Source organism: Anaerovibrio sp. (genome assembly GCF_051866355.1).
GTDB lineage: Bacteria > Bacillota > Negativicutes > Selenomonadales > Selenomonadaceae > Anaerovibrio.
The window spans coordinates 4,395-28,030 of the sequence record NZ_JBJDWZ010000017.1 but is presented as its reverse complement, the minus strand read 5'-3'; the positions used below and the strand labels follow the sequence as shown (position 1 = coordinate 28,030).

Annotated in this window: 22 protein-coding genes; 8 read left to right on the top strand and 14 right to left on the bottom strand. The window is 55.5% G+C overall.

Going from position 1 to position 23,636, the window contains the following annotated elements:
* Nucleotides 1-62: 62 nt before the first annotated feature.
* Nucleotides 63-926 (bottom strand): AraC family transcriptional regulator, encoded by an 864-nt coding sequence (locus ACI3UA_RS00965; protein WP_439722962.1) that lies wholly within the window; start codon nucleotides 924-926, stop codon nucleotides 63-65.
* A 286-nt stretch (nucleotides 927-1,212) separates the two neighbouring features.
* Here ACI3UA_RS00965 and iolG point away from each other — a divergent pair, with 286 nt between their 5' ends.
* The 7 genes from iolG (at nucleotide 1,213) to ACI3UA_RS00930 (ending at nucleotide 9,720) form a co-directional block, all read left to right on the top strand.
* Nucleotides 1,213-2,238 carry an inositol 2-dehydrogenase gene (gene iolG / locus ACI3UA_RS00960; RefSeq protein ID WP_439722961.1) on the top strand — a complete coding sequence of 342 codons (1,026 nt, stop codon included), beginning with the start codon at nucleotides 1,213-1,215 and terminating at the stop codon, nucleotides 2,236-2,238.
* Nucleotides 2,239-2,285: 47 nt separating this feature from the next.
* Complete coding sequence (locus ACI3UA_RS00955) at nucleotides 2,286-3,437, top strand: iron-containing alcohol dehydrogenase (protein ID WP_439722960.1); 1,152 nt, start codon at nucleotides 2,286-2,288, stop codon at nucleotides 3,435-3,437.
* 96 nt (nucleotides 3,438-3,533) lie between these two features.
* Nucleotides 3,534-4,568 (top strand): 5-dehydro-2-deoxygluconokinase, encoded by a 1,035-nt coding sequence (gene iolC, locus ACI3UA_RS00950; protein WP_439722959.1) that lies wholly within the window; start codon nucleotides 3,534-3,536, stop codon nucleotides 4,566-4,568.
* Nucleotides 4,565-5,386, top strand: coding sequence for a 5-deoxy-glucuronate isomerase (locus ACI3UA_RS00945; RefSeq protein WP_439722958.1), 822 nt, complete (start codon nucleotides 4,565-4,567; stop codon nucleotides 5,384-5,386). Before iolC ends, ACI3UA_RS00945 begins: the two co-directional genes overlap by 4 nt.
* Before the next feature lie 2 nt (nucleotides 5,387-5,388).
* The gene (iolD, locus tag ACI3UA_RS00940; RefSeq protein WP_439722957.1) at nucleotides 5,389-7,329 is read left to right on the top strand and encodes a 3D-(3,5/4)-trihydroxycyclohexane-1,2-dione acylhydrolase (decyclizing); all 1,941 of its coding nucleotides are present in this window, start codon (nucleotides 5,389-5,391) and stop codon (nucleotides 7,327-7,329) included.
* 43 nt (nucleotides 7,330-7,372) lie between these two features.
* Nucleotides 7,373-8,263 (top strand): myo-inosose-2 dehydratase, encoded by an 891-nt coding sequence (gene iolE / locus ACI3UA_RS00935; protein ID WP_439722956.1) that lies wholly within the window; start codon nucleotides 7,373-7,375, stop codon nucleotides 8,261-8,263.
* A 53-nt stretch (nucleotides 8,264-8,316) separates the two neighbouring features.
* Nucleotides 8,317-9,720 carry an MFS transporter gene (locus ACI3UA_RS00930; protein WP_439722955.1) on the top strand — a complete coding sequence of 468 codons (1,404 nt, stop codon included), beginning with the start codon at nucleotides 8,317-8,319 and terminating at the stop codon, nucleotides 9,718-9,720.
* A 127-nt stretch (nucleotides 9,721-9,847) separates the two neighbouring features.
* Here the strand turns inward: ACI3UA_RS00930 and ACI3UA_RS00925 are convergent, their stop codons facing one another.
* The 11 genes from ACI3UA_RS00925 to ACI3UA_RS00875 form a co-directional block, all read right to left on the bottom strand.
* Nucleotides 9,848-10,807, bottom strand: coding sequence for an ABC transporter substrate-binding protein (locus ACI3UA_RS00925; RefSeq protein ID WP_439722954.1), 960 nt, complete (start codon nucleotides 10,805-10,807; stop codon nucleotides 9,848-9,850).
* 10 nt (nucleotides 10,808-10,817) lie between these two features.
* Nucleotides 10,818-12,797, bottom strand: a complete 1,980-nt coding sequence (locus tag ACI3UA_RS00920; protein ID WP_439722953.1) for a TonB-dependent receptor plug domain-containing protein — start codon at nucleotides 12,795-12,797, stop codon at nucleotides 10,818-10,820.
* Nucleotides 12,798-12,963: 166 nt separating this feature from the next.
* Nucleotides 12,964-14,397 (bottom strand): heme anaerobic degradation radical SAM methyltransferase ChuW/HutW, encoded by a 1,434-nt coding sequence (hutW, locus tag ACI3UA_RS00915; protein ID WP_439722952.1) that lies wholly within the window; start codon nucleotides 14,395-14,397, stop codon nucleotides 12,964-12,966.
* A gap of 1 nt (nucleotide 14,398) precedes the next feature.
* Nucleotides 14,399-14,914, bottom strand: coding sequence for a flavodoxin family protein (locus tag ACI3UA_RS00910; RefSeq protein WP_439722951.1), 516 nt, complete (start codon nucleotides 14,912-14,914; stop codon nucleotides 14,399-14,401).
* Nucleotides 14,915-14,994: 80 nt separating this feature from the next.
* A complete protein-coding gene (locus ACI3UA_RS00905) occupies nucleotides 14,995-15,732 on the bottom strand; it encodes an ABC transporter permease (RefSeq protein WP_439722950.1) in 738 nt (245 codons plus the stop codon).
* Nucleotides 15,732-16,577 (bottom strand): ABC transporter ATP-binding protein, encoded by an 846-nt coding sequence (locus ACI3UA_RS00900; protein WP_439722949.1) that lies wholly within the window; start codon nucleotides 16,575-16,577, stop codon nucleotides 15,732-15,734. The genes ACI3UA_RS00905 and ACI3UA_RS00900 overlap by 1 nt, the downstream gene beginning before the upstream one ends.
* A gap of 59 nt (nucleotides 16,578-16,636) precedes the next feature.
* On the bottom strand, nucleotides 16,637-17,428 hold the full coding sequence (locus ACI3UA_RS00895; RefSeq protein WP_439722965.1) for an ABC transporter ATP-binding protein: 792 nt from the start codon (nucleotides 17,426-17,428) through the stop codon (nucleotides 16,637-16,639).
* 149 nt (nucleotides 17,429-17,577) lie between these two features.
* Complete coding sequence (locus ACI3UA_RS00890; RefSeq protein ID WP_439722948.1) at nucleotides 17,578-18,603, bottom strand: FecCD family ABC transporter permease; 1,026 nt, start codon at nucleotides 18,601-18,603, stop codon at nucleotides 17,578-17,580.
* A 136-nt stretch (nucleotides 18,604-18,739) separates the two neighbouring features.
* Nucleotides 18,740-19,489: an energy transducer TonB gene (locus ACI3UA_RS00885; protein WP_439722947.1), complete on the bottom strand. Its 750-nt coding sequence runs from the start codon at nucleotides 19,487-19,489 to the stop codon at nucleotides 18,740-18,742.
* A gap of 22 nt (nucleotides 19,490-19,511) precedes the next feature.
* Nucleotides 19,512-19,910 (bottom strand): ExbD/TolR family protein, encoded by a 399-nt coding sequence (locus tag ACI3UA_RS00880; protein WP_439722946.1) that lies wholly within the window; start codon nucleotides 19,908-19,910, stop codon nucleotides 19,512-19,514.
* Nucleotides 19,901-20,551 (bottom strand): MotA/TolQ/ExbB proton channel family protein, encoded by a 651-nt coding sequence (locus ACI3UA_RS00875; protein ID WP_439722945.1) that lies wholly within the window; start codon nucleotides 20,549-20,551, stop codon nucleotides 19,901-19,903. The genes ACI3UA_RS00880 and ACI3UA_RS00875 overlap by 10 nt, the downstream gene beginning before the upstream one ends.
* A gap of 285 nt (nucleotides 20,552-20,836) precedes the next feature.
* Here ACI3UA_RS00875 and ACI3UA_RS00870 point away from each other — a divergent pair, with 285 nt between their 5' ends.
* Nucleotides 20,837-22,069, top strand: a complete 1,233-nt coding sequence (locus ACI3UA_RS00870; protein WP_439722944.1) for an NAD(P)-dependent oxidoreductase — start codon at nucleotides 20,837-20,839, stop codon at nucleotides 22,067-22,069.
* 130 nt (nucleotides 22,070-22,199) lie between these two features.
* On the opposite strand, the gene ACI3UA_RS00865 is transcribed toward ACI3UA_RS00870, so the two are convergent.
* Entirely contained in the window at nucleotides 22,200-22,994 is a 795-nt protein-coding gene (locus tag ACI3UA_RS00865) for a hypothetical protein (RefSeq protein WP_439722943.1), read from the bottom strand.
* Nucleotides 22,979-23,551, bottom strand: coding sequence for a DNA-3-methyladenine glycosylase I (locus ACI3UA_RS00860; RefSeq protein WP_439722964.1), 573 nt, complete (start codon nucleotides 23,549-23,551; stop codon nucleotides 22,979-22,981). Before ACI3UA_RS00860 ends, ACI3UA_RS00865 begins: the two co-directional genes overlap by 16 nt.
* Nucleotides 23,552-23,636: the final 85 nt, after the last annotated feature.

Here is a 23,636-nt window from a genome sequence, read left to right as displayed (position 1 = left end):
TTACCGCCGCTTTTTTCCAAATAATACCGCAGGATACAGCTCCGGCTCCGCCGGCTGTATCCTTATTTTTTTGCCCTGCTTTCCTCAAGCCAGATTTTGCGGTACTGCCCGGGCGGCATCCCCACAATGGAGCGAAACACCGCCTGAAAATAGTTGGAATTGTTGTAGCCGCACTGCATGGCAATCTCCGTAACGGTCTTGTCCGTATTCAGGAGCAGGTTCTGCGCCTGGCCGATGCGCCTGCGTATGACGTACTGCATAGGCGAATAGCCGATGATGCGCTTGAAGGAGTGGGACAGATAATACGCGTTGAGGTACATATCCCTGGACATATCATCCAATGTGATTTGCTCCAGATATTTGTCATCTATGTATTTCTTAATCCGCCAGCCCACGGCATCAGCCCGCTCGGAAAGCGGCTCCCCCTGCTCCCGTACACAATGGATGAGCTTCACAAGCAGAGCCCGCAGCAGATAATCCAGCACCTCGCTCCGTTCCTTCTTCTTTACGCCGCTGACAATCAGCCTGAACATCCGCCTGACATATGGAAAAAACCTGCCCAGCCGGACACAGGGCGAGATTCCCTCCCGGATGAACCTTCCCGGCGGCATGTTTGCCAGCTGCAGATCCGACACGGCAATACAGTAGGTCACGGCCTCATCCTTGCCGGCCACCGTTTCATCGTGCAGGGTATGGCTGTTGAAAATCAGCATATCACCCTTGAAGGCCTCATAGCGCCTGTTGTCAATGTAATAGCTGCCCCTTCCCCTGACCATCAGGACAAACTCCACCACTCTTTCATGCATGTGCATGGCGCGGGGCACCTGCATGTGGGTGGTATCCACATGGCAGACGTATTCCAGCCGCGGCGCATTCCCCTGCGCAAAACTTGACGGCTCCCGCTGGTTGATAAAGTATTGAATCACTTGCAAATCACCTCACATTTCCTCCGTAACAATTCTGACAGCAACATTCTATAGCTTCATCTAAGAAAAATCAATAAGAATCTAGCTAAAATGCGGGTCTGCCATAGCAAACGCAGCAAGATACTGGAGGCGGCAAAATGCCGCAAAAGCTATACTGTACGTAAGGTCGGGCGCAGGCAATCCGGCAGTGCAGGCCAGCTTTACCCCGTCCTCGCTCCTGCCCCGATACTGCGCCCTTTGCAAGAAGCGAAAGAAAATTGTGAATTTTTGAAAGGTGGGAAACATCATGATTAACGTAGGTATTATCGGTGTCGGCCGCATCGGCCGCGTACACGGCGAAAGCATTGCCAGATTTGTCAGGAATGCCAGAGTAAAAGCTGTGGCGGACCCCTGCCTCAATGAAGAGGCCATCCAATGGGCCAAAGCCATGGGAATAGCTGAGACATACACGGATTACCGCAAAATTCTGGCAGATGCCGACATTGAAGCAGTGCTCATCTGCGCCTCCACCGACCAGCATACCCCCCTGTCCATCGAAGCCCTGAAGGCCGGCAAGCATGTATTCTGTGAGAAGCCAATCGACCATGATGTAGAGAAGATTAAGGAAGTCCTCACGGCAGTCGGGGAAAGCGGCAAAAAATATCAGGTCGGCTTCAACCGCCGCTTTGACCACAACTTCCGCGCCCTGCGTCAGGCCGTTCAGTCCGGCAAAATCGGCAGACAGCAGATTATCAGAATCACCTCCCGCGACCCGGAACCGCCTTCCCTTGACTATATAAAGGTTTCCGGCGGCATTTTTCTGGATATGACCATCCACGATTTTGACATGGTCCGCTTCCTTTCCGGTGCCGAGGTTACAGAGGTCTATGCCGCTGGCTCCGTGACCGTCGACCCTGCCATCGGCGAGGCCGGCGATATCGATACGGCCGTCATCACCATGAGGCTTAACAACGGCGCAACCGCCGTCATAGACAACTGCCGCGCCGCCTGCTATGGCTACGACCAGCGCGCCGAGGTCTTCGGCACCGGGGGAGCCGTGGAAATTTCCAACGATACCGCATCCAATGCCGTTATCAGCAACAAGGACGGCGTAACCGCCGAAAAGCCGATGTTCTTCTTCCTTGAACGCTACATGATGGCCTATGCCGCCGAGATTGACGCCTTTATTGAGGCCATCGTCAACGATACCCCTGTCGAGGTGGATGCCCATGACGGACTGGCACCTGTCCTCATCGGCCTGGCAGCCAAAAAATCCGCGGCAGAACACCGTCCTGTTGCTATTGCCGAGATAAGCGCCGCATACGGACTGTAGGCGCCCAAAGGAGATAATATACACTTATACATTCAGGAGTGAACGCTATGGCAGATGTATTCATGATTCCGGCGAAGCTCGTAACAGGAGCAGGCTGTATCAGCCAGCTTGGCAGGCATATCGCCGGCAGGGGAAGCAAGGCGCTAATCGTCACGGATGCCTTTATGGTGAAGCTGGGCAATGCCGCAAGGGTCGAGGCAATCCTGCGGGACGCGGGAATAGCCTATGTGATTTATGACGGAGCCAACAGCGAGCCTACAGACGCTATGGTCATGGCCGGACTGGAGCTGTACAGGGAGCAGGGCTGTGATTTCCTGATTGCCCTTGGCGGCGGCAGTCCGATGGATACGGCGAAGGCCATTGCCTTTATGTCCGTCTGTCCCGGTCATATCCGCGACTATATGCACCGCAGCATCGACATGCCGGTGCCCTATCTGGCGGCTATTCCCACCACGGCAGGCACCGGCTCCGAAGCCACCAGAAACACGATTATCACCGATACGCAGAACAACGTAAAGCTGCTGCTGGGCGGGCCCTCCATCATCCCCGCCTTGGCACTGGTGGACCCGTCCTTTACCATGACTGTGCCGCCGAAGGTTACGGCCGCTACCGGCATTGATGCCCTGACCCACGCCATCGAGGCGTACACCTCCCGCAAGGCACAGCCTCTGTCGGATATTTTTGCCTTGTCCGCCATTGCCAGAATCCACAAATACCTGCCTGTCTGCTATGCCGACGGCCGGAATGCAGAGGCCCGGCTGCAGATGTCCCTGGGAGCACTGGAAGCCGGCATTGCCTTCAACAACGCCTCCGTCACTATCGTGCATGGCATGAGCCGACCTATTGGCGCCCTCTTCCATATCGCCCATGGCGTGTCCAACGCCCTTCTGCTGCCGGCATGCATGGAGTTTGCCGTCGAGGAAAACACCGGACGCTTTGCAGGGATTGCCCGCATTATGGGTGTGGCCGATGTCGGCACCGATGACGGAACTGCCGCCCGAAACTTTGTTGCCGAAGTAAAGCGTTTTTGTCAGGCGCTGGGAATTCCCTCCGCCGGGGAACTGGGCATCGACAGAAACCAGTTCCTTGCCCGGCTGGACAAGATGGCGGAGGATGCTCTGGAAAGCGGCAGTCCGCAAAACACCGTGCGCATTCCTGACAAGGAACAAATCAAGGAGATTTACCGGCGGCTTTTCTGAGCCCGCAGGCAAAAACGTGCCTTTCATCGGCCCTGACGCCGGTGGGCGGCACGGCGTCAGGAATGCTGCCGCGCCTGCGCCAAAGGAGGATATGAAATGTCACTTATCGATATAGAGCAGGGCCGGCCGAGGGATGTCGTTCTCATGGGCCGCGTAACCCTGGATTTTAATCCCAACGAAATCCACCGCACGCTGGACAAGGTAAAGACCTTTTCCATGTATCTGGGTGGCTCGCCCGGCAACATGGCCGTCGGCATCAGCAGGCTGGGCAAAAAGGTGGGCTTTATCGGCTGTGTGTCTGATGATCGTTTTGGCGATTTTGCGCTCAATTATTTTCGCTCCTGCGGCATCGACACCTCCCGGATGGTGCGTGCCAAAAACGGTGAGCGCATGGGGCTGACCTTTACGGAAATCAAGAGCCCTGCCGAGAGCAGCATCCTGATGTATCGCGACAGGGCCGCCGACCTGATGCTGACGCCGCAGGATGTCAGCGAGGAATATATTGCCAGCGCCAAAATCCTCATTGTATCCGGCACGGCACTGGCGGCCAGCCCCTCCCGCGAGGCCTGCCTGCTGGCGGCACGCTACGCCAGAAAGCACGGCACCAGAATCATCTTCGATATTGATTACCGTCCATACACCTGGCAGTCCAGGGAAGAGATTTCCATATACTATTCCCTGCTGGCGGGCATGAGCGATGTAATCATCGGCTCCCGCGACGAGGTGAACCTGACCGAACTGCTCCCGGAGGATGCTGCAGAGCCTGCTGACTGCCTTCTGGCGGACAGGTATATCGCCAACGGCAGTAAAATTGTCATTATCAAGCATGGCAAAAAGGGCTCCCTCGCCTACACCGCCGACCACCGCGCCTACAGGGTCAGCTCCTTCAAGGTCAGGCTCATGAAATCCTTTGGCGGCGGTGATGCCTACGGCAGTGCCTTCGTCTACGGCCTCCTGGAAGGCTGGGATGTACCGCGGGCGCTGCAGCATGCCACGGCACACGCGGCCATGGTGGTGGCAAGCCACAGCTGCTCCGATGCCATGCAGACCGCTGAGGAGATTGCCGCCTTTATCCGGGAGCATGCGGATGAAAAGGTGATTACGGAAATTGACTGGGAGGAAGCCTTATGAAATTCGGACGACTGGGAAAGCTGCAACCGGGCTATAATGCCATGACTACCGGCAGCTCGGACATGATGATGGATATTGGCTATCAGGTGATGGGCGCCGGAGAAAAGGCCGTCTTTCGGGATGCCGCCTGGGAAACCGCCTTTGTCATCCTGACCGGCCAGGTGGAAATAAGCTGGAACGGCGAGACCGGGCTGATGCGGCGCGGCTCCCTCTTTGATGAAAATCCTTGCTGCCTGCACGTCTGCCGCTGTACCGAGGTCGTGCTGGAAGCCAGAACAGCCGCCCAGGTGCTGGTGCAGAAAACCGTCAACGACAAAGATTTTCCGGCGGTGTTCTACAGGCCGGAGGACGTGCGGTGCGACATATTCGGCGCAGGCAGGTGGCAGGGAACGGCAGAGCGGATAGTTCGCACCATCTTTGATTACGACAACGCCCCCTGCTCCAACATGGTCAACGGCGAGGTCGTCAACCTGCCCGGCCGCTGGTCAGGCTACATCCCCCACCATCATCCGCAGCCGGAGGTATATGCCTACAGGTTTGACAAGCCGCAGGGCTTTGGCGCCTGCTTTATCGGGGATGAGGCCTTCCGGATAGAGGACAACAGCTGGGTGGAGCTGTCCGGCGGCCTGATGCATCCGCAGGTTGCGGCGCCGGGCTACGCCATGTGGTACAGCTGGATGATACGCCACCTGCCCGGCAATCCCTGGCAAAAAAACCGGACTGACGTGCCGGAGCATACATGGCTTTTAGATAGGTCTGCCAAAATATGGACGCCGGAAAAGGCTGGCAGGCCAATACCACCGGAAGGGGGACAATGACGATGGCAAAGACCATCAGGCTTACCACGGCTCAGGCTCTGGTAAAGTTCTTAAACAATCAGCACATAGAATTCGACGGCAGGGAACAGCCTATGTTCAAGGGAGTTTTCACCATCTTCGGCCACGGCAACGTGGTGGGGCTGGGACAGGCGCTGGAAGAAAACCCCGGCCATCTCATCGTGCATCAGGGACGCAATGAGCAGGGCATGGCACTGGCCGCCATGGGCTACGCCAAGCAGCTGCGCCGCAGGCAGATATACGCCTGCACCTCGTCAATAGGCCCTGGCGCCGCCAATATGATAACGGCCGCGGCCTGTGCCACCGCCAACTGCATCCCTGTGCTGTTCCTGCCGGGGGACACCTATGCGGACCGCCAGCCGGATCCCGTGCTGCAGCAGCTGGAACAGCCCCACAGTCCGGGCATCACCACCAACGATGCTTTCAGGGCCGTCTGCAAATACTGGGACAGGATAACCAGGCCGGAAATCCTCATGAGCGCCGCCATCAATGCCATGCGCGTGCTTGCCGACCCGGCTGAAACTGGCGCCGTCTGCCTTGCACTGCCGCAGGATACCGCAGGCGAGGCCTATGACTACCCTGATTATTTCTTCCAGAAGCGCGTGCATCATATTGACCGCCCCCTGCCGGTACAGCGTGCCATTGATGAGGCCGCCGACCTCATCAGGAGCAAGAAAAAGCCTCTGCTGATTTTTGGCGGCGGCGTCAGGTATTCCGAAGCGGAAAATGCCTTCCTGAAATTCGCCGAAGGGCACAACATTCCTTTTGGGGAAACCCAGGCCGGCAAGGGCACTGTTGACTGGCGGCATCCGCTGAACATGTGCGGCATCGGCGAAACCGGCTGTCTGGCCGCCAACCGCCTCGCCAGGGAGGCGGATGTAATCATCGGTGTCGGCACGCGCTACACGGACTTCACCACCTCCTCCAAATGGCTTTATCAGAATCCTGATGTTGAATTCATCAACATCAATATCTCTCGCTTCCACGCCTGCAAGCTGGACGGCCTGCCGATTGTGGCCGATGCCAGGGCCGCGCTGGAAGCACTGGACCTGGCCCTGGGGGATTATCGCTCTGCCTACACAGATGAAATCACAAGGGCCAAGGCCGATTATACAGCCGAGTGCGACAGGCTGGCGCAGGTGGCCTACACCGGCAGGGGCTTCGTACCGGAAATAGCGGACGCTATGGCTACCGACAGGGCCTTTGAGGAATTTATCAGCCTTACAGGCTCCGCGCTGACCCAGACCCAGGTGATGGGCATTCTCCGGGAAATGATGGATGACAATGCCATCATTGTCGGTGCCGCCGGTTCCCTGCCCGGTGACCTGCAGCGCTACTGGCGTCCAAAGTCCACGGACAGCTATCATGTGGAGTACGGCTTTTCCTGCATGGGCTATGAAGTGAATGCCGCCCTGGGCGTAAAGCTGGCCGCCCCGGAAAGGGAGGTCTACGCGGCAACCGGTGACGGCTCCTTTATGATGCTGCACTCCGAGCTGGCCGCTTCTATTCAGGAAAACAAAAAAATAAATGTCATCCTTCTGGACAACATGGCCTTCGGCTGCATCAACAATCTGGAAATCGGCCACGGACAGGGCAGCTTCGGCACGGAGTTCCGCTTCCGAAGCGAGGCTTCCGGCAGGCTGGACGGCAGCCTTGTGCCGGTTAATTTCGCAAAAATTGCCGAGGGATATGGCTGCAAGGCCTACTCCGCCAGAAATGCCGACGAACTGCGCTCCGCCATCGAGGACGCCAAAAAACAGCAGGTGTCCACGCTCATTGATATAAAGGTTCTGCCCAAAACCATGGCGCATGGCTACGACAGCTGGTGGCGCGTAGGCGTGGCGGCCGTATCGGAAAATCCGAAAATTCAGGACTGCTATCGACGCGGCATTACACCCAATCTGGCAAAGGCACGGAAATATTAAAGCATCCCCAAATGTAAATTTATAAGCAAAGGAGAGTGTAACAATGGCAAAAATAAAACTGGGCATCGCCCCTATCGCCTGGACCAACGACGATATGCCGGAACTCGGCAGTGAAAACACCTTTGAACAATGCGTCAGCGAAATGGCACTGGCAGGCTTTACCGGCTGCGAGGTAGGCAACAAATATCCCGCTGACACCGCCGTGCTGAAAAAGGCTCTTGAGCTTCGCGGCATGGAGATTGCTTCCAGATGGTTCAGCTCCTACCTGCTGACAAAGCCCTACGAGGAAGTGGAAGCGGAATTCCGCCCGTTCTGCCAATATCTGAAAGAGATGGGCGCCAGCTTCTGCAACGTGGCCGAGCAGGGCAATTCCATTCAGGGAAAGCTGGACAAGGCCGTGTTCGCTGACAAGCCATGCAACACAGAAAAGCAGTGGCAGCTGCTGTGCGAGGGGCTGAACAGGCTGGGCCGGGTAGCCAAAGAAGAATACGGCCTGACCATGACGTACCATCATCACATGGGTACCGGCGTGCAGACCGAGGCCGAGATTGACCGCCTGATGGCAAACACCGACCCGGAATATGTCTGGCTGCTGTATGATACAGGCCATCTGGCCTGCTCCGGCGAGGATTATCTGGGCATATTGAAAAAATACCTGCCCCGCATCCGCCACATCCACCTCAAGGATATCCGCATGGATGTCCGCAACAAGGTCATGGATGAAAATATGAGCTTTCTGGCGGGAGTGCGCAACGGCCTGTTCACCGTGCCGGGAGATGGCTGCATCGACTTTGAGCCTATTTTCGACATAATAGGCAACAGCGATTTTGAGGGCTGGTATATCGTCGAGGCTGAACAGGACCCCGCCAAGGCAAACCCGCTGGAATACGCCATCAAGGCGCGCAGCTATATCCGGGAAAAGGCACACATCTAAACAGCAGGAACTGTCATGGGCATTTTGCCTGAATCAAAAGAGAGGTATTGGTTATGGCTAATAATACTGCCGCTGCTGCCAACGAAGGAAGGCTTCCTTGGCTCACCCGGGTCGCATACGGCCTGGGTGATACGGCTCAAAATGTTGTCTGGGGTGCCATGAGCATCCTGACGTTCTTCTACACCGACTACGCCGGCATTGACCCGGCCACCGTAGGCATGGTTATCCTTTTGTCCCGCTGCTTTGACGGTATTTCTGACGTGATTATGGGGTTTGCCGTGGAGAAAACAAACTCCAAATGGGGCAAATCAAGGCCCTGGATTCTCTGGGCCAGCATCCCCTTCGCCGTTTCTATCGTACTGATTTACACAGTGCCGCAGAATGCAGGCTCTACACTGCAGTTTGCCTATCTGTTTGTCACCTACAATTTCTGTACCACCTTCTGCTATACGGCGCTCAACCTGCCATACGGCAGCCTGTCCACTATGATGACGCGTATCTCCAAGGAAAGGGATATGCTTTCCATCACGCGTATGGCACTCTCCCCTATAGGAAAGATTCTGGCCGTATCCGCCACCCTGCCTCTGGTCAAGGTGTTTGGCGATACCCAGATGGCATGGGTCGAGGTTATGTCCATCTGGGCGGTCGTAGCGCTGGGACTGCTGCTCTTCTGCTTCTACCGCTGCAAGGAAACAGTTGTTATCAGCGCGCGGGACGAACAGTATAAGGAGCAAAAGCTCCCCATCGTAAAGTCCTTGAAATTTATGGCGCTCAACAAATATTTCTGGATGGCAATGACCATCTGGATGATGCAGAACGTCATCGTGTGCATCACCGGCACCGTTCTGCCCTACTACTGCAAATACATCTTCATGGACGACGCCCTGTACGGCATCCTTTGCCTGCTGGAAACCGTAATAATGATTGCATTTACCATGCTGTTCTGCCCGATGCTCCTGAGGCGCTTCGGCAAGCGCAACATGTCCCTGATAGGCGTGAGCGTAGCTCTGGCAGGGCATCTTATCTACATGCTCAATCCCCTTGACTACAACTGGGTAGTGTTCAGCTGCGTAATCCGTGCCATCGGCTTCGCGCCTTTGTATTCAGTGATTTTCGGCTTTCTTGGGGATGTGGTGGAATACGGCCAGTGGAAATTCCATATGCGTCAGGAGGGCCTGATTTTCTCCGGCGGCTCCGTCGGCACGAAGGTCGGCACCGGCCTGACCAGCGCCATTCTGACCGGCTGTATGAGCTATGCCGGCTATGTATCTGCCACCAACGGCAGTGCGGCCGTGCAAAGCCAGTCTGCCATCAATATGATCGTGTCCCTCTATGAATGGGGGCCGATAGCCGTCTGGGTAATCCTGCTGGGCATCCTGCTGATGTACAGGCTGGACAAAATTTATCCGGATATTATGCGCGAGCTGATTGCCAGGGAGGCAAAAGGCGAGCTTTAAGCCTCGTAAACCTGATAAGCCTGAACATCCAAACATCTGAAAGAACAAGGGCTGCCGCAGAAAAATCTCTGCAGCAGCCCGCTTTTGTGCCCTAAAACATATAGAACCGGCCATGCCCGGCATTTTGTTATTCGTTTTCGTACATATACTTATACAGCAGCTTCATGGCATCTGCCGCCTGAACGCCCGGATTCACAGTAAAGAGATTGTAGGGCAGGATATGCACCCTGCCGTTTTTGACGGCGCTGGTCTCCGCCCATGCAGGACTGGCTTCCAAATCCTTGTGGATTTTCTCTTCCATCTGCTGTGGATTGCCCATCATGATGATGAAGATCACCTCCGGATTTTCCTTGGCCAGATATTCCATGCTCAGTGGGATATAGGCGCTGTCGTTTTCCAGCGTATCGGCAATATTGCCGCCTCCCAGCTGGCCGATAAGGCTTCCGGCAAAGGTTCTGCCCGTGGCCATGCTAAAGCTGTCAGGACTGCCGAATATCACCAGACTGCGGGGCGGTGTCCTGCCGCTGACAGCCTCTGTCAGCTCCTGCCGTTCCGCCTGCAGGGCCTTGATGCGCTCCCCGGCAACCTCCTCCTTGCCCGTCCACCTGCCAAAAAGCTCCAGCGTATTGTAAATATCCTCGAAGCTGTTCAGCTCATTTATGTACAGGGGAATGCCTGCCTTTTCCAGCGTAGGGATAAGCCCCTGATGGAAAGGCACGTTTGTGCCGATAACCAGATCCGGCTTCAGGGAAACTATCGTTTCCAGGCTGGGGCTATGGATGATCCCCACCTCAGAAGCCCCGGCAGTGGCCTCCTGTACCGCAGGCGAATAGGCCTGTGAGGATGCCTTGCCCACGATGCTGCTGCCGCCACCGGCTGCCACATACAAATCCACATTGGACGCATTCAGGATAACCACCCTCTCCGGATGGGCAGGAACCTCCACCTGCCTGCCGGTGCTGTCGGTTACCTGCACCTTACCGCCGACGGCAGCATCACTGCCGTCTTTTTTTGCCCCGGCGGCAAAGCAAAGCACCGCTGCCAGCAGGCATAGCACCGCTGCCGCCAATACAATTTTTCTGTTCATCTACATCTCCTTAAAAATTCCAGGTCATGCCTGCACGCCATACGCGGCCGGTCAGGCCAAAGACTGTATAGGCTGTCTCATCATCCTTGCCCAGAATGTTATTTACGCCAAAATACGCATTGCTGTTATTGCTCAGCTTTTTGCTGACAACGCAGTTCAGCACGCTGACAGAATGATTTTTCAGGCCATCTCCGGCATCTCCCAGATAATCCCTGTGCCAATCGTTCCACAAAGAGCCGCTCCAGCCATGCTCCCCGTCATCATAGTTCAGCTGCAGGGAAAACTTCTGGCGGTCACGCCCCTCCAGACGGGCACCGTCACCATCTTTGGCATCAGTGTACGCATAGGTGCCCCGCAGAGTGAAGTATTTGCCCAGCTTCTGCTTATACTCTGCCTCTACGCCCTGAATTTCTGCCGTGTTGATATTTTCATACATAGATGTAACGACCATTGTCATCGGCATCCCTGGCGTAAAGACACTGGTGGACTTCAAGGCTATCAGGTCACTATATTTACTGTGGAAATAAGTCACCTTGCCACTGCCGCCATGATTATTCTCTGCTTCCAGACCAATATCAAAATTGTAGGAAGTTTCCGGCTTCAAATCAGGATTACCCTTCACATGTACCTCCATGCGCATACCCGGCGTGGACACAGGCGTATGCTCCCAGTTCATGTACAGCTCCGCCTCGGTCGGAGCGCGGTAGGCCGTGCCCAGATTGAGCTTCAAACGCGTATTGTCGCTGATGTAAAACGTATTCCCCAGCTTATAGGTCATCTTGTTGCCAAAAGCGCTGTTATGGTCAAAGCGCAGGGATGGAATCAGCAACCATTTATCATCCACCATCCACTCATCCTGCGCATATAAAGCAGAATAGGTGGTAGTTTTTTCGGAATAAGGCTGACTTACACCTTCGCGGGTAACGGTATGCACATTATCGCCGCCGGAACCGATACGGGTTCCCTCATAGCTCTCCCTGCGCACTTCGCCGCCAAAGGTCAGAAGATGCTTGTCATTCAGCTGCATGGAACGCTGGCCGTCAAAGGTCAGCGTGCGAAATTTCAACTCATCAAAGCCGGTCAATACACCATTTTTCCTGGTATTCTGGTCCTTGTCAAACATGGTGTAATTCAGGCGCAGCTGATAGCTTCCCCGCTTATCCCTGCCGTCATAGGAAATGCCGAATTTCGCCCTGTCATGCTCATAGGACGTAAGGTCGCTGTCCATATACAAATCTTCCTTCATATAGTCAAGGAAGAAGCCCAGGGATTTTTTGTCATCCAGCTTGTATTTGCTGGCGATATTAAAGTAATCCTTAGGGCCATACTGGTTGGAGCCGCCATGTACATCCATGTGATGAATATCACTGCGCCTGTAGCTGACGCTTGAGGACCACTTGCCCAGGGCGCCCGTTGCCACGCGGAAGCCTGCGTCCGTCTGGCGGGTGGTCCAATCCCAGAATACGGACTTGGACTCCTTGTCAGGGGACTTGGTGATGATATTGATTACGCCGCCCATAGCATCAGCACCATAAATGGAGCTGGCAGAGCCGCGGACAATCTCCACTCTCTCCACATCTGCCATGTTGATGCGCTGTAACTCATAGTTGTTGGCAGTCTGGTCGGTATTTTCCGTCCTGATGCGCATGCCATCCACCAGAATCAGTGTCTGGTTGCTTTTGGCACCACGGATGGAAACAGAGTTGCCCACCATGCCGTTTTCAGATACATCGATGCCCACGGCCAGCTGCAGGGCCTGGGCCAGATTTTCCGCACCCATCCTGTCCAAATCCTCGCGGGTAACCACCTCTACGGCAACAGGGGTATCCTTTATCTCCTGCTCGGTACGGGAAGCCGTTACCACTACATCCCGCGTCTGCACCTGCTCCGTTTCCTGCTCATTTTCCGCCGCATAGGCTGCTCCTGCATAGCTGCTGTTGGTCAGGGCGATTGATATCGCCAAGGCCAGCAGGCATTTTTTCTTTGACATAAATCCATTCCTTTCCAGTTTTAATTTCTGATTTTGAAATTCATTATCATTAAAATATTATTTTTTAGGGGCTGTCGTGCGCAATTATTCCCAGCGGCAACAGCCCCCTATAATCAGCCATTTTCCAAAGCTGCTTGTTAATAAATTGTTTTTATTGTGCTTTTTGTCACATTGCCTTTTTAGCATGAGGCGGCATGCCGCTCATGCCCTGCATCGGCTCCATGGTTTCCACCTTGCCATCGGAAAGAATAAACTCGGCGCATTCCAGCAGGGCCTGGGTCAGATTGTTCTGCCAGAAGCGTCCTGCCCTGGTCTGGAAGTACATAACCTGCCCCTGCTCCATCAGGCCGTTGGCGCACCACTTTTCCAGCAATATGGACAGCTGTTCCAATTCCTCGTGCTGACGCACCAGCCTCCCGAAATCGAGATAGCCCTGCTCCATGTTCTGGCTAATCTGCTTATGAATATCCTCATAAGGCGATTTGCCGCTCATGACCATAATCGGCTTCTGCCCGGCATCCACCATGTCCATGTATTTCTGCAAATCCCGCATCTGCATGAAGGAATAGTCCCCGATGAAGCCGCCGGCACCACAGCCAAACGGAAATACATCCGCCCCTGTCTTGGCCAGAATGTTGTACATGCTGCGCTCCCTGATATCCTTTGACCAGTGGCAGTTGCTGAGCCGCTTGTAGGCCCTGTCCTCCAGCCATTCCTCTGCCGCCGCAAACATCAGCGCCTGCTCCGCCCGGGAAGCCGCCCGCGGCAGGTTGCCGTTTTCTATGGCCTTTGCCATCGGACTGCCCCCGAAGAGGTTCAGCTGGTACAGGTCCATGCCGGAAATCGGCAGGCTGTCTATTATCTCCAAATCCTCGATAAAGCTCCTGACCGTCTGCCCCGGCAGGCCGAAGATGATGTCCACGATGACGGAGGCCTGGTCATAGGAGCACAGCTCCCGCAGCCTGTCCATGACCACCTCGCGGCTGTCAATGCGCCCGCTGTCCTGCCGCACCTTGGTATCAAAGGACTGCACGCCGACGGAAACCCTGTTGACGCCATGCTTGAACCATGCCTCCATGCGCTCCTTTTGCAGATCGCTGATTCTGGCCTCCATGGTAATCTCGCAGTCATTGGTCAGGGGCAGGCATTCCCTTAGCTTTGCCAGCACCAGCGAAACATTTGCCGGTGACAGGGCGCTAGGGGTGCCGCCGCCAAAAAATACGCACTGGAAAGGCTTGGCCTGTGCCAGCCTGTCATTTTTCGCCATTTCCAGCTCCCTTATCAGCCTCTGTACATACTGATTTTCCAGCTCATCAGTCCGATAATTCTGGAAAAAGCCGCAATACAGGCAGATGTGGCTGCAAAAAGGAATGTGGATGTACACCATGCGCTTCTTGCCGCCAGTCTCCTCGGAGGACATAAGCCTCCCCCACTCCTGCTGAATCATCGGCGGCGGCATCACCTTGCCATTGACACCCGGATGCACCACACGTTTTTTGCTAAAGCCGTAGCAGAGCGCGTTTTCATGACCCGTGCCCAGCATCAGCTCATAACGCTCCGGCTTCATACGGTTAAAAAATTCCTGCAAGCCTGCTGCCATATCAACCCTCCAATCTCTTCTTCAAAGCTGTAAAATACTCCCGTGCCGCCTGCAAATCGGCCTTGTCCGGATGTGACCAGGAAGCCTCCATTCTCTTCCTCCGCTCATCGGTCATGGCATGAGAATGGCCTGCCGGGAATTTTTTTGCCATGATTTCCATCATTTTCAGGGAAACTGCTCCCTGGCAGATGAACTGGCCCACCAGCTCATTGCTCTCATCAAAGAGCGCCGCAATATTTTTCAGGCATACCTCCGCATGCTCCGAATCAGGCTCCTTGCCCAGCGTAACGAAAAATGCAACCTTCTTGTTCCTGATGGTCTTAATAAACTCCTGCGCCTTGGTATCGGCGGTGGCCCTGTCTACCCAGCACCCTACAACCACAAGGTCATAATCGCTGACATCAGGCATTTCCTCCACCTTGACGGTTTCCATATGTTCATCCAGCGCATAGGCGACCATATCTCCTACTTTCAGGGTATTACCGGTAAGACTGGAAACAACAACGATGCTCTTCATAAAAAAATAACCTCCTAAATAAAATCAACATAAAATCATAGTTTTACCTCAGCCGGATAACCAGCCGCAAGCATGCCCCATCAGAACTCACTATAGTGCCTGATACGGTGCACGCTCCACATAAACACTGCCGCCGTCATGGACAGCAGTATGGCGGCACTGCACACGCCCCCGGCATCCCAGCTGCCCAGCCGCAGCAGCTGGTTGGACAGGCTCAGGGGCAGGTACTGCACCACTGACTGCACCAGCTCCGGCAGGTTGGCAACAGGGAAAAAGGAACCGCAGAAAAAAGTCATAGGGGTAATCAGGAAATTTATCACGATGGAAAACTGCTCCTGCCCCTTGATGGACATGCCCACTGCCACGCCCAGCGCCCCAAAGCACAGGGAGGTCAGCAGAAGCCCTGCCACCCCCGGCAGGCTCAGCACCGACACGCCGAAGAACAGCCACGCCGCCAGCGCGATAATCAGGCCTGCCGCCACCCCCCTTGTCATGCCTGCCAAGGTCAGCCCGAAGGCAAGGGATGCCTCGCTGACGGGGCTCATGCGCAGGGTCTGGAAGTTCCTGTAGTAAAATCTGGCACTGCTGATGGAGATAACCGTCTGCTGAAAGCTGTTCATCATGACGGCAATCGACAGCATTCCCCTGGCCAGAAAGCCTATGTAGCCCCCTGCCACCTGCACGGACTCCCCCAGTCCCCAGCCAAATGCCAGAAGGTAAATCATGGGAAAGAGCAGGCCGGAAAACAGATAGCCAAGGCCGCCTATGCGGCGCACCAGCATCCGCATTTCCCTTCTGTATACGGGCAGCCATCCCATCAGGCAGCCGCCCCCTTTCCCTGTACCAGCCGCAGATAGGCTTCCTCAAGGGTCATGCCGGTACCGCCCGGCACCCTCTTCTTGATGCCCTCTGCCGTATCCAGCAGCAAAAGCCTGCCCTTTTCCATGATGGCAATGCGGCTGCACAGGCTTTCCGCCTCTTCCATGTAATGGGTGGTCAGGAGGATGGTGGTTCCATGCTCCCTGAGACGCCGCACCTGGTGCCAGATTTCCTGCCGCATCACGGGGTCCAGCCCCACGCTGGGCTCATCCAGAACCATGATGCAGGGGCGCGGTATGCAGGCCCTGGCAATCATGGCGCGGCGGTGCATGCCGCCGGACAGCTGCTCCGGCCTTTTGTCAGCCCAATCCTGCATGCCGAATTCCTGCAGGACTTCCTCTGTCCGACGGCGGGCGTCCTTCACGCCGTACAGCTCACCATAGTACCGCATGCTTTCCCGGACGGTCAGCTCCCGTTCCAGATTGTTCTCCTGCGGCACCAGCCCCAGCATTTTTTTCATGGCGGTACTGCGCTGCTGTCCCGCAGGCCGGCCGCCGATGCTAAGCTGTCCGCCACTGCAGGCTCCCAGCCCGCAGAGCAGCTTGATAAAGGTGGTCTTGCCTGCGCCGTTTGGCCCCAGCAAGCCCAGCACCTCTCCCTGCCTGACCTGTAGTGAAACGCCGTGCAGGATTTCCCTGCCTCCGGCACAGCAGCACACATCCACGGCTTCCACCATTGCCGCCTTTCCTGTCCTATCCTCCGGCACCGCACGTTCTGTTCTATTTTCCAGTGCCGCCGTTTCCATTTTGTCTGTCAATGCCACCGTCCCTGTTCTTTTTTCCAATGCCGCAGCACTCCTATCTCTATTGTTTATTGACCTGCGCCATCCTTTTCGCAGTATGCTCATTGGCGCAGTCCCCCCGTATTTTCTGCGTCCGGCATAGCGGCAAAAGCGCCTGTCACATCATGGGGCAGGCAGACCAGATGGCTCTGTCCCCCTTCTTCCAGCTCAAGGATGGTATTTTCCACGCCATAAAGACTGCGTATCAGGTCTTCCTGAAATACCTCCCTCACACTGCCATCCGCCATAATCCTGCCATCCTTTACCGCCACCACGCGGCTGCTGAACCTGGCGGCATGGTTCAGGTCATGCAGTACCATTACCACCGTCAGCCCCAGCTCATCGTGGAGCCTGCGTATCAGCAGCATCAAATCCAGCTGATGGCGGATATCCAGATAAGTGGTAGGCTCGTCCAGCAGCAGAATCTCCGGCTCCTGCGCCAGAGCCAGCGCCAGCCTTGCCCTCTGCCGCTCACCGCCGGACAGGGCCATAATGCTCCTGTGCTGAAAGCCGGTCATGCTCGTCAGCTCCAGCGCCCTGTCCACTGCCTGCGCATCACGAGTGCCAAACTCGCTGAAAAATCCCCTGTGGGGCATCCTGCCCAAAGCCGTCAGCTCCCTGACGGTCACATCACCGGCAAAATCCATGCTCTGGGGCATGACCGCCATCCGGCGGGCAACATCCTTTTCGTGCAGGGACCAGATATTCCTGCCCTGCAGATAAATTTCCCCGCCGCTGACAGGCAGAAGCCTGGCCAGTGCCTTTAAAAGCGTAGATTTGCCGGAGCCATTGGGGCCTATAATAGAAACTATCTCCGATGGATACACCTGCAGGCTCATGCCTCTGGCAATCATCCTTTCACCGTAGCCGGCCTGCAAATCCCTCGCTTCCAGCACGGGATTTTTCCCCTCTGCCGCCCTGCCCGGTGCTTTCTCTTTGCCAGCCGCCCCTGCGGCCGTATTTTTTATCTGTCCCATGTTACCCTGCTTTATCCTGTCCTCATTCATGTGCGGCTCATTCCCTTCTTTAAAAGATAAAGGAAGAACGGTGCCCCGAAGAATGACATAAACACCCCTACAGGGATTTCCACGGGAGCAAAGGCCAGCCGCGCCACGGAGTCGGTCAGGGCAATAAACGCCGCCCCCCAGATGGCGGAGCAAGGCAGCAGATAATCAAAGTCAGAGCCTGTCACCAGCCGCACCATGTGGGGAACTACCAGCCCCACAAAGCCCAGCATACCGGCAACGCTGACCGCCGAGGCCGCCAAAAGCGCCGCCAGCACCAGCAGCAGAAGCCGTACCCTCTCCACGCGCACGCCGATACTGCGCGCCGTTTCCTCTCCCAGCTGCAGGGCGTTGAGCCAGCGGCTGGAAAAGCAGGCGGCCCCTATCCCCGCCAGCGTGTAGGGCAGAATCATGGAAACGTGGTTCCAGGAAGCACCCTGAAAGCCGCCGGCCAGCCAGTTGATGGCCCCCTGCACCCTGTCAGAAAAAAAGACCATCAGGGCTGTCTGGGCGCCGCCAAAAAACGCCGCCACCGCCACCCCGGCCAGAATCATCCGCAAAGGCTGGATGCCCCTCTGCCAGCTCAGGGCAAAGACGATCATCACCGCTACCATGGCACCGCCAAAGGCCGCCACAGGCACCAGTCTTGTCATTTCCGGCAGGACGATCATGATAACCATGGCAAACAGTCCCGCCCCGGCTGTCACGCCGATAATCCCCGGATCCGCCAGAGGGTTCCTGAGAATCCCCTGCAAAATACATCCTGCCAGGGCAAGATTGATACCGGCCAGAGCGCCGCACAGCACCCTGGGCATGCGAATGAGCTGCACGATGCGGTAATTGTCCGACTGGGCGCCGCCCAGAAGCCCCGTATACAGCTCCTGCCACGTCAAATCCGCAATGCCGAAGGACACGCCCAGCAAAAGTGCCGCCACCAGAGCCACCAGTCCGCCCAGCACCGCCAGCCGCCTCTTCATACTGCGGGGATGCCTGGCCGCCAGATTATTTTCCATTAACGCTTCCACGAAAACCTCCAAATTTTTATTTTATATTGCAACTAATCAAATCCCTAACCAGCCCTGCTGTCCGCCGATTTATACTTAATCAACCGGCAGTCCGCATGCCCTGACAGCTTCGCAGGACGCCTGCACCGCCCGAAGGTCAGCGCAGTTCAAAGTGAATAGGCACTGTAATGGTAATGCTGTGGCCCGCCCCGTGGCTAAACGGGCAGGAGCTCTGCACCGCCTTCAGCGCCGCCTTGTCAAGGCTGTCATAGCCGGACGAGCCGGACAGGCCGTAGTCCAGCAGTCCGCCATCCGCCGACAGTACGGCATAGACGCTCACAACACCCTGCTGTCCCTGCCGGACTGCCATATATGGGTATTTTTTATTCGCCTCAACCCTGGCCGCAAAACGGCTGGCAATATCGGCGATGCTTTCCTGCTCCCCAGGCGGCTGGCTGGCAGCTGCCGGTGAATTGCCTGTAGAAATATTATCATCACCTGCCGCATCACCGGTGCCGCCCCCCTCCATGCCGGAGGCAAAGGAGCGTCCCCCCTGGGCAAGCTCGCCATTTCCTATGCCGGCAGCCACGGCACCGTCACCGGAGGGAGCCGCTTCCTCCGCAGCCAGCAACGCCTGCGTACCGGCGGCCGCCTGCTGGGAAACGGTACTGTATACCGCTCCGCCGCTTTCCGTCAGCGGCCTTTGCGGCACTGCCTGCCGGATTTCCTGCACCTTCTGCAGTTCCTCGCCTGTCATTTCCACCTCAATGACGGCTTCCTGATTTTCCCGGCCTGCCTGAAAGCCGTCACCGCCCCAGAAGCCGGCCAGCACAGCAAGAAAAACAACATGCAGCAGGCAGGACAGGGGCAAGGGCCTTGCCGCCCTCCGAAAGATTATCGCACTCATGCTATCCTCACCCTGCACCTTCCTATTGCCTTGCCGCCAGAGAAATTTTCCCGGCGCCGCTACGCTTCAATTCATCCAGCACGGCGATAAACCTGCCGTAGTCCACGTCACTGTCAGCCCGCAGTACCAGCGCCGTATTGCCCCCTGCCGACTCAGCCTGCACCCTTTTTTTGAGCTGTTCCATGCTCATGGGCTCCGTCCCCAGATACAGCTGGCCGTCTTTGGCTACAGTCACCTGCAACGACTTCACCACATCAGTGCTGGCCGACGCCGCCTGGGGCAGATTGACCGGCACGGTCTGCTGGTTGGTCATATAGAGAGTATTCAGCATGAAAAACACCAGCAGAAAAAAGATGATATCTATCATGGGAATTATCATCAGCTTCGGGGAGCTCTCCAGCCTCGTGCTTGTCAGGCGCATTTTTCTACCTCCCGCATTCTGCCGGCCGTATAAGCAGGCATCTTTTCCACAAAAAGTACCGCAATCTGCTCAATAGCTGTCATGATGCTGTCCAGGCGGTGCCCGTAGTAGCTGTGTCCCACCAGTGCCAGAATCGCCACCATCAGCCCGGAAGCCGTTGCCACCAGCGCCTCACCTACACCGCCGGTAATCGCCATAGGCGCTCCCTGCTGCAGATTGAAAACACTGAAAGAATTTATCATGCCCACAACTGTCCCTAAAAGGCCCAGCACAGGAGCCAGCGTCACCGTAACCCCCAGCAGGGACAGGCCCTTTTTCAGCTTGGCGGCCTCCAGCCGGGCGGCATTTTCCATGGCCGCCTCCGGATCCCTGCCTCCCTGTACGGCCCTCACGCCTGCTTCCACCACAATAGCGGCCGCAGAGCTTTCCTTGCGGTAAATCTCACGTATCTCCCGCAGGCTTTTCTTCTCCATGCAGTCCAATAATCTGGCAGAAAACAGTTTATAATTTACCGACTTGCACCGGAAATATCTGAACCTTTCTATGATAACAGCCACCGACATAACGGAACACAGCAGGAGAAGATACATCACCATACCGCCCCGCGAGAACCACTGCACAACCGTATCAAAGATTTCCATAAAAATTCCACCCTTACCTTTCCAAAAAAATGAATCTAATTCATAATTGATAATTATTATCAATTTGCGTATTAATGATAACATTTATCATTATCACTGTCAATATTTTATGAGATAAATTCTCAAAATTACATTTAAATTTTCATAGGGGACACATGCTTAAAATTTCCCATTTTTACTACGTATTATATACATTTTTTATTGACTACAGCACTCTCCATAAATATAATAAAAGCATGAGAAGTATCCAGCGTTACCAAAGAAAGAAATAGGTGATAAGAAAACATGGCTGTTCACGTTATCAATGAAGCCCGCCGCTGCTTGCAGTGCAAAAAACCCCAGTGCCAGATTAATGGCTGTCCTGCCCACACCAACATCCCGGAAATGATACGCCTCTTTCTGGATGGAAAAATCAATCAGGCAGGTGCCATGCTGTTTGAGAACAACCCTATGAGCGTTATCTGTTCCCTGGTGTGTGACCATGAAGCCCAGTGCGAGGGACACTGCATTCAGGGCATCAAGGGTTCCTCCGTGCAGATTTCCAGCATCGAACAGTACATCTCCGATGCTTATCTGGACAAGGTTGTGATGGAGCATGAGCCACCAAAGGGGCAGAATGTAGCCGTTATCGGCTCCGGTCCTGCCGGCCTGACCGTGGCTGTCAAGCTGGCACAGCGCGGCTACAATGTGACCATTTTTGAGCGCATGGAGCACCTGGGCGGCATGATGCGCTACGGTATCCCTGACTTCCGCCTGCCGCAGAGCATCCTGAACCGCTACACCCAGAAGCTGCGGGAGCTGGGCATCCACATCCGCCCGAACACCACCATCGGCGGCGCCCTCAACCTGGATGTGCTGTTCCGTGATGGCTACGATGCCATCTTCATCGGCTCCGGCGTATGGCGTCCGAGGGCATTGGGCGTAAAGGGCGAGAGCCTGGGCAACTGCCATTTCGCCGTTGACTACCTGCAGAACCCTGACTGCTATGACCTGGGCGAGCGCGTAGCCGTTATCGGTTCCGGCAACTCCGCCATGGATGTGGCCCGTACTGCCATCCGCAAGGGAAGCCGCTTCGTTACCGTCTATGCCCGCCGCAACAAGGTATCCGCCAGCGTGAAGGAATTCGAGTATTCCCAGGCTGACGGCGTAGTGTTCGAGTTCGGCAAGTCCCCTGTGGAGATTACCCCGGAGGGGCCGCTGATGGTAGATACCTCCTACGATGAGAACGGCAATCTGGTAACAGAGGGAGCGGAGCTCTGCCCTGCTGACAGCACCATTGTGGCAGTGAGCCAGGTGCCAAAGGACAAGATTGTGCGTACCACCACCGGCGTTGAGGTCAACGAGCGCGGGCTTATCGAGGTTGACGAGAACGGCCAGACCACCCGCGAGGGCGTATTCTCCGGCGGCGACGTGGTTATGGGGCCATTCAACGTAGTGCTGGCCGTAAAGGATGCCAAGCATGTGGCCGAGGCTATGGACGCTTATCTCCAGAAGAAAAAGGCCTCTGAAAACAGCTGAGCTGCGTACATTGTATAGTAGCTGATGCCAATATAGTTAAAAAGCAAAAAGGTTTGCAGAATTGCCTCTGACGGGCAGTCCCTGCAAACCTTTTTTGACGTGGAAATTTATTTAATGTAGTTTTTACTCACTAGTAGTCATCATCATCGTCATAGCTGTACTGACAGCTATCGCTATAATCGTCAGCATCGTAGTCCATGCTGTCATCCATATCACCATAATCATCCGCACCGCAATCATCGGCATCATACATGCCGCAGTCCTCCCCGTCGCAAGCATAGTCGCCGTACTCACTCTCATCGCAGGCGTAATCATCACTGGTGTACTCATCATAATCGTACTCATCGCAATCGCGCTCATTATGGCGGTCAGCGGCAAAGGCATCAAAAGCCTCATACTCCGAACCATACTCATGCAGGGCTTCCTCGTAATAATTCCAGATATCCTCGTACTCCGCCCAGTACCTTTCCGCTACAGGATAGCCCATAAAGGCGCACCAGGCGGCAAATTCCGGCGAAGCCAGATTGCTGCCCCGGCCGGCGTTCAGCCCATGCCAGCCACCGGAGGATACCTTCACCGTATCATGGCTGTGGCCGTAGCAGCCACAGCCGGGAAAAAATCCTGCACAGCCGCCTATATTCAGACAGCCTTCACATATCGGCAGACGCCCGGCATAGCTTCTCCGCCCTGCCCTTTCCGTCATGGCACGGCCCTTGCTCACCGAAGCCTCTTTTCCAGCGGCCTTTCCCGCGGGCGTATCCGGCCGCCCAGCCCGCACATTCAGGGATACTCCGCTCATTCCGGAGGCATCCGGCTTTTTATTCTTCCCGCCCTCCACCGGCGAAGCAGCTGACTTACGGCTGCTATTTTTCTTTTCCCCAGCTCCCGTAAGGCCGGACCATACTTTTTTCAAAAATGCAAACATGCCTGTCCCCCTGCCAACCTGGCCAAATAACATCCTTCCTCATGAGAATATATTACACCTATTGCCTGCAAAAATGAATAGATTATTTTTGTGCCCACAAATTTCATGCCCCGCCGCTTCAAATCCCCGGACACCTCGTCTGACAGATGAGAGCTTGCCAGCCCCTGCTCACAGACAGTCTGATATGATGTCCACTGCCAGATATAGCGGTCAAAGCTGCCGAATTCCCGCTGAATAGCCATGAATACACCGGCATTGGCAATCGCCGCCTCTATTTTCCGCCTGTTGCGGACGATACGGGGATTTGCCAGCAGGGATTTGATTTTTGCCTCATCGTAGCATGCAACCTCTGCTACCGCAAAATCATCAAACGCCATGCGAAAGGCTTCCCTTTTGTTGAGAATACACTCCCAGGACAGGCCGGCCTGAAAGCTCTCCAGCACCAGCAGCTCAAACATCCTGCCATCATCACGCAGCGGTATCCCCCACTCTTCATCATGATACCGCACATATAGCGGATTATTTATGTTGCACCAGCTGCAACGCTTCCTTTCCATGGCCTCACCCTGCCTTTCAATGAATGCTTCGCTGACATTGATTTTTACGTCAAGGCCTGCAAACGCCGCACGGCTTGTACCCCAG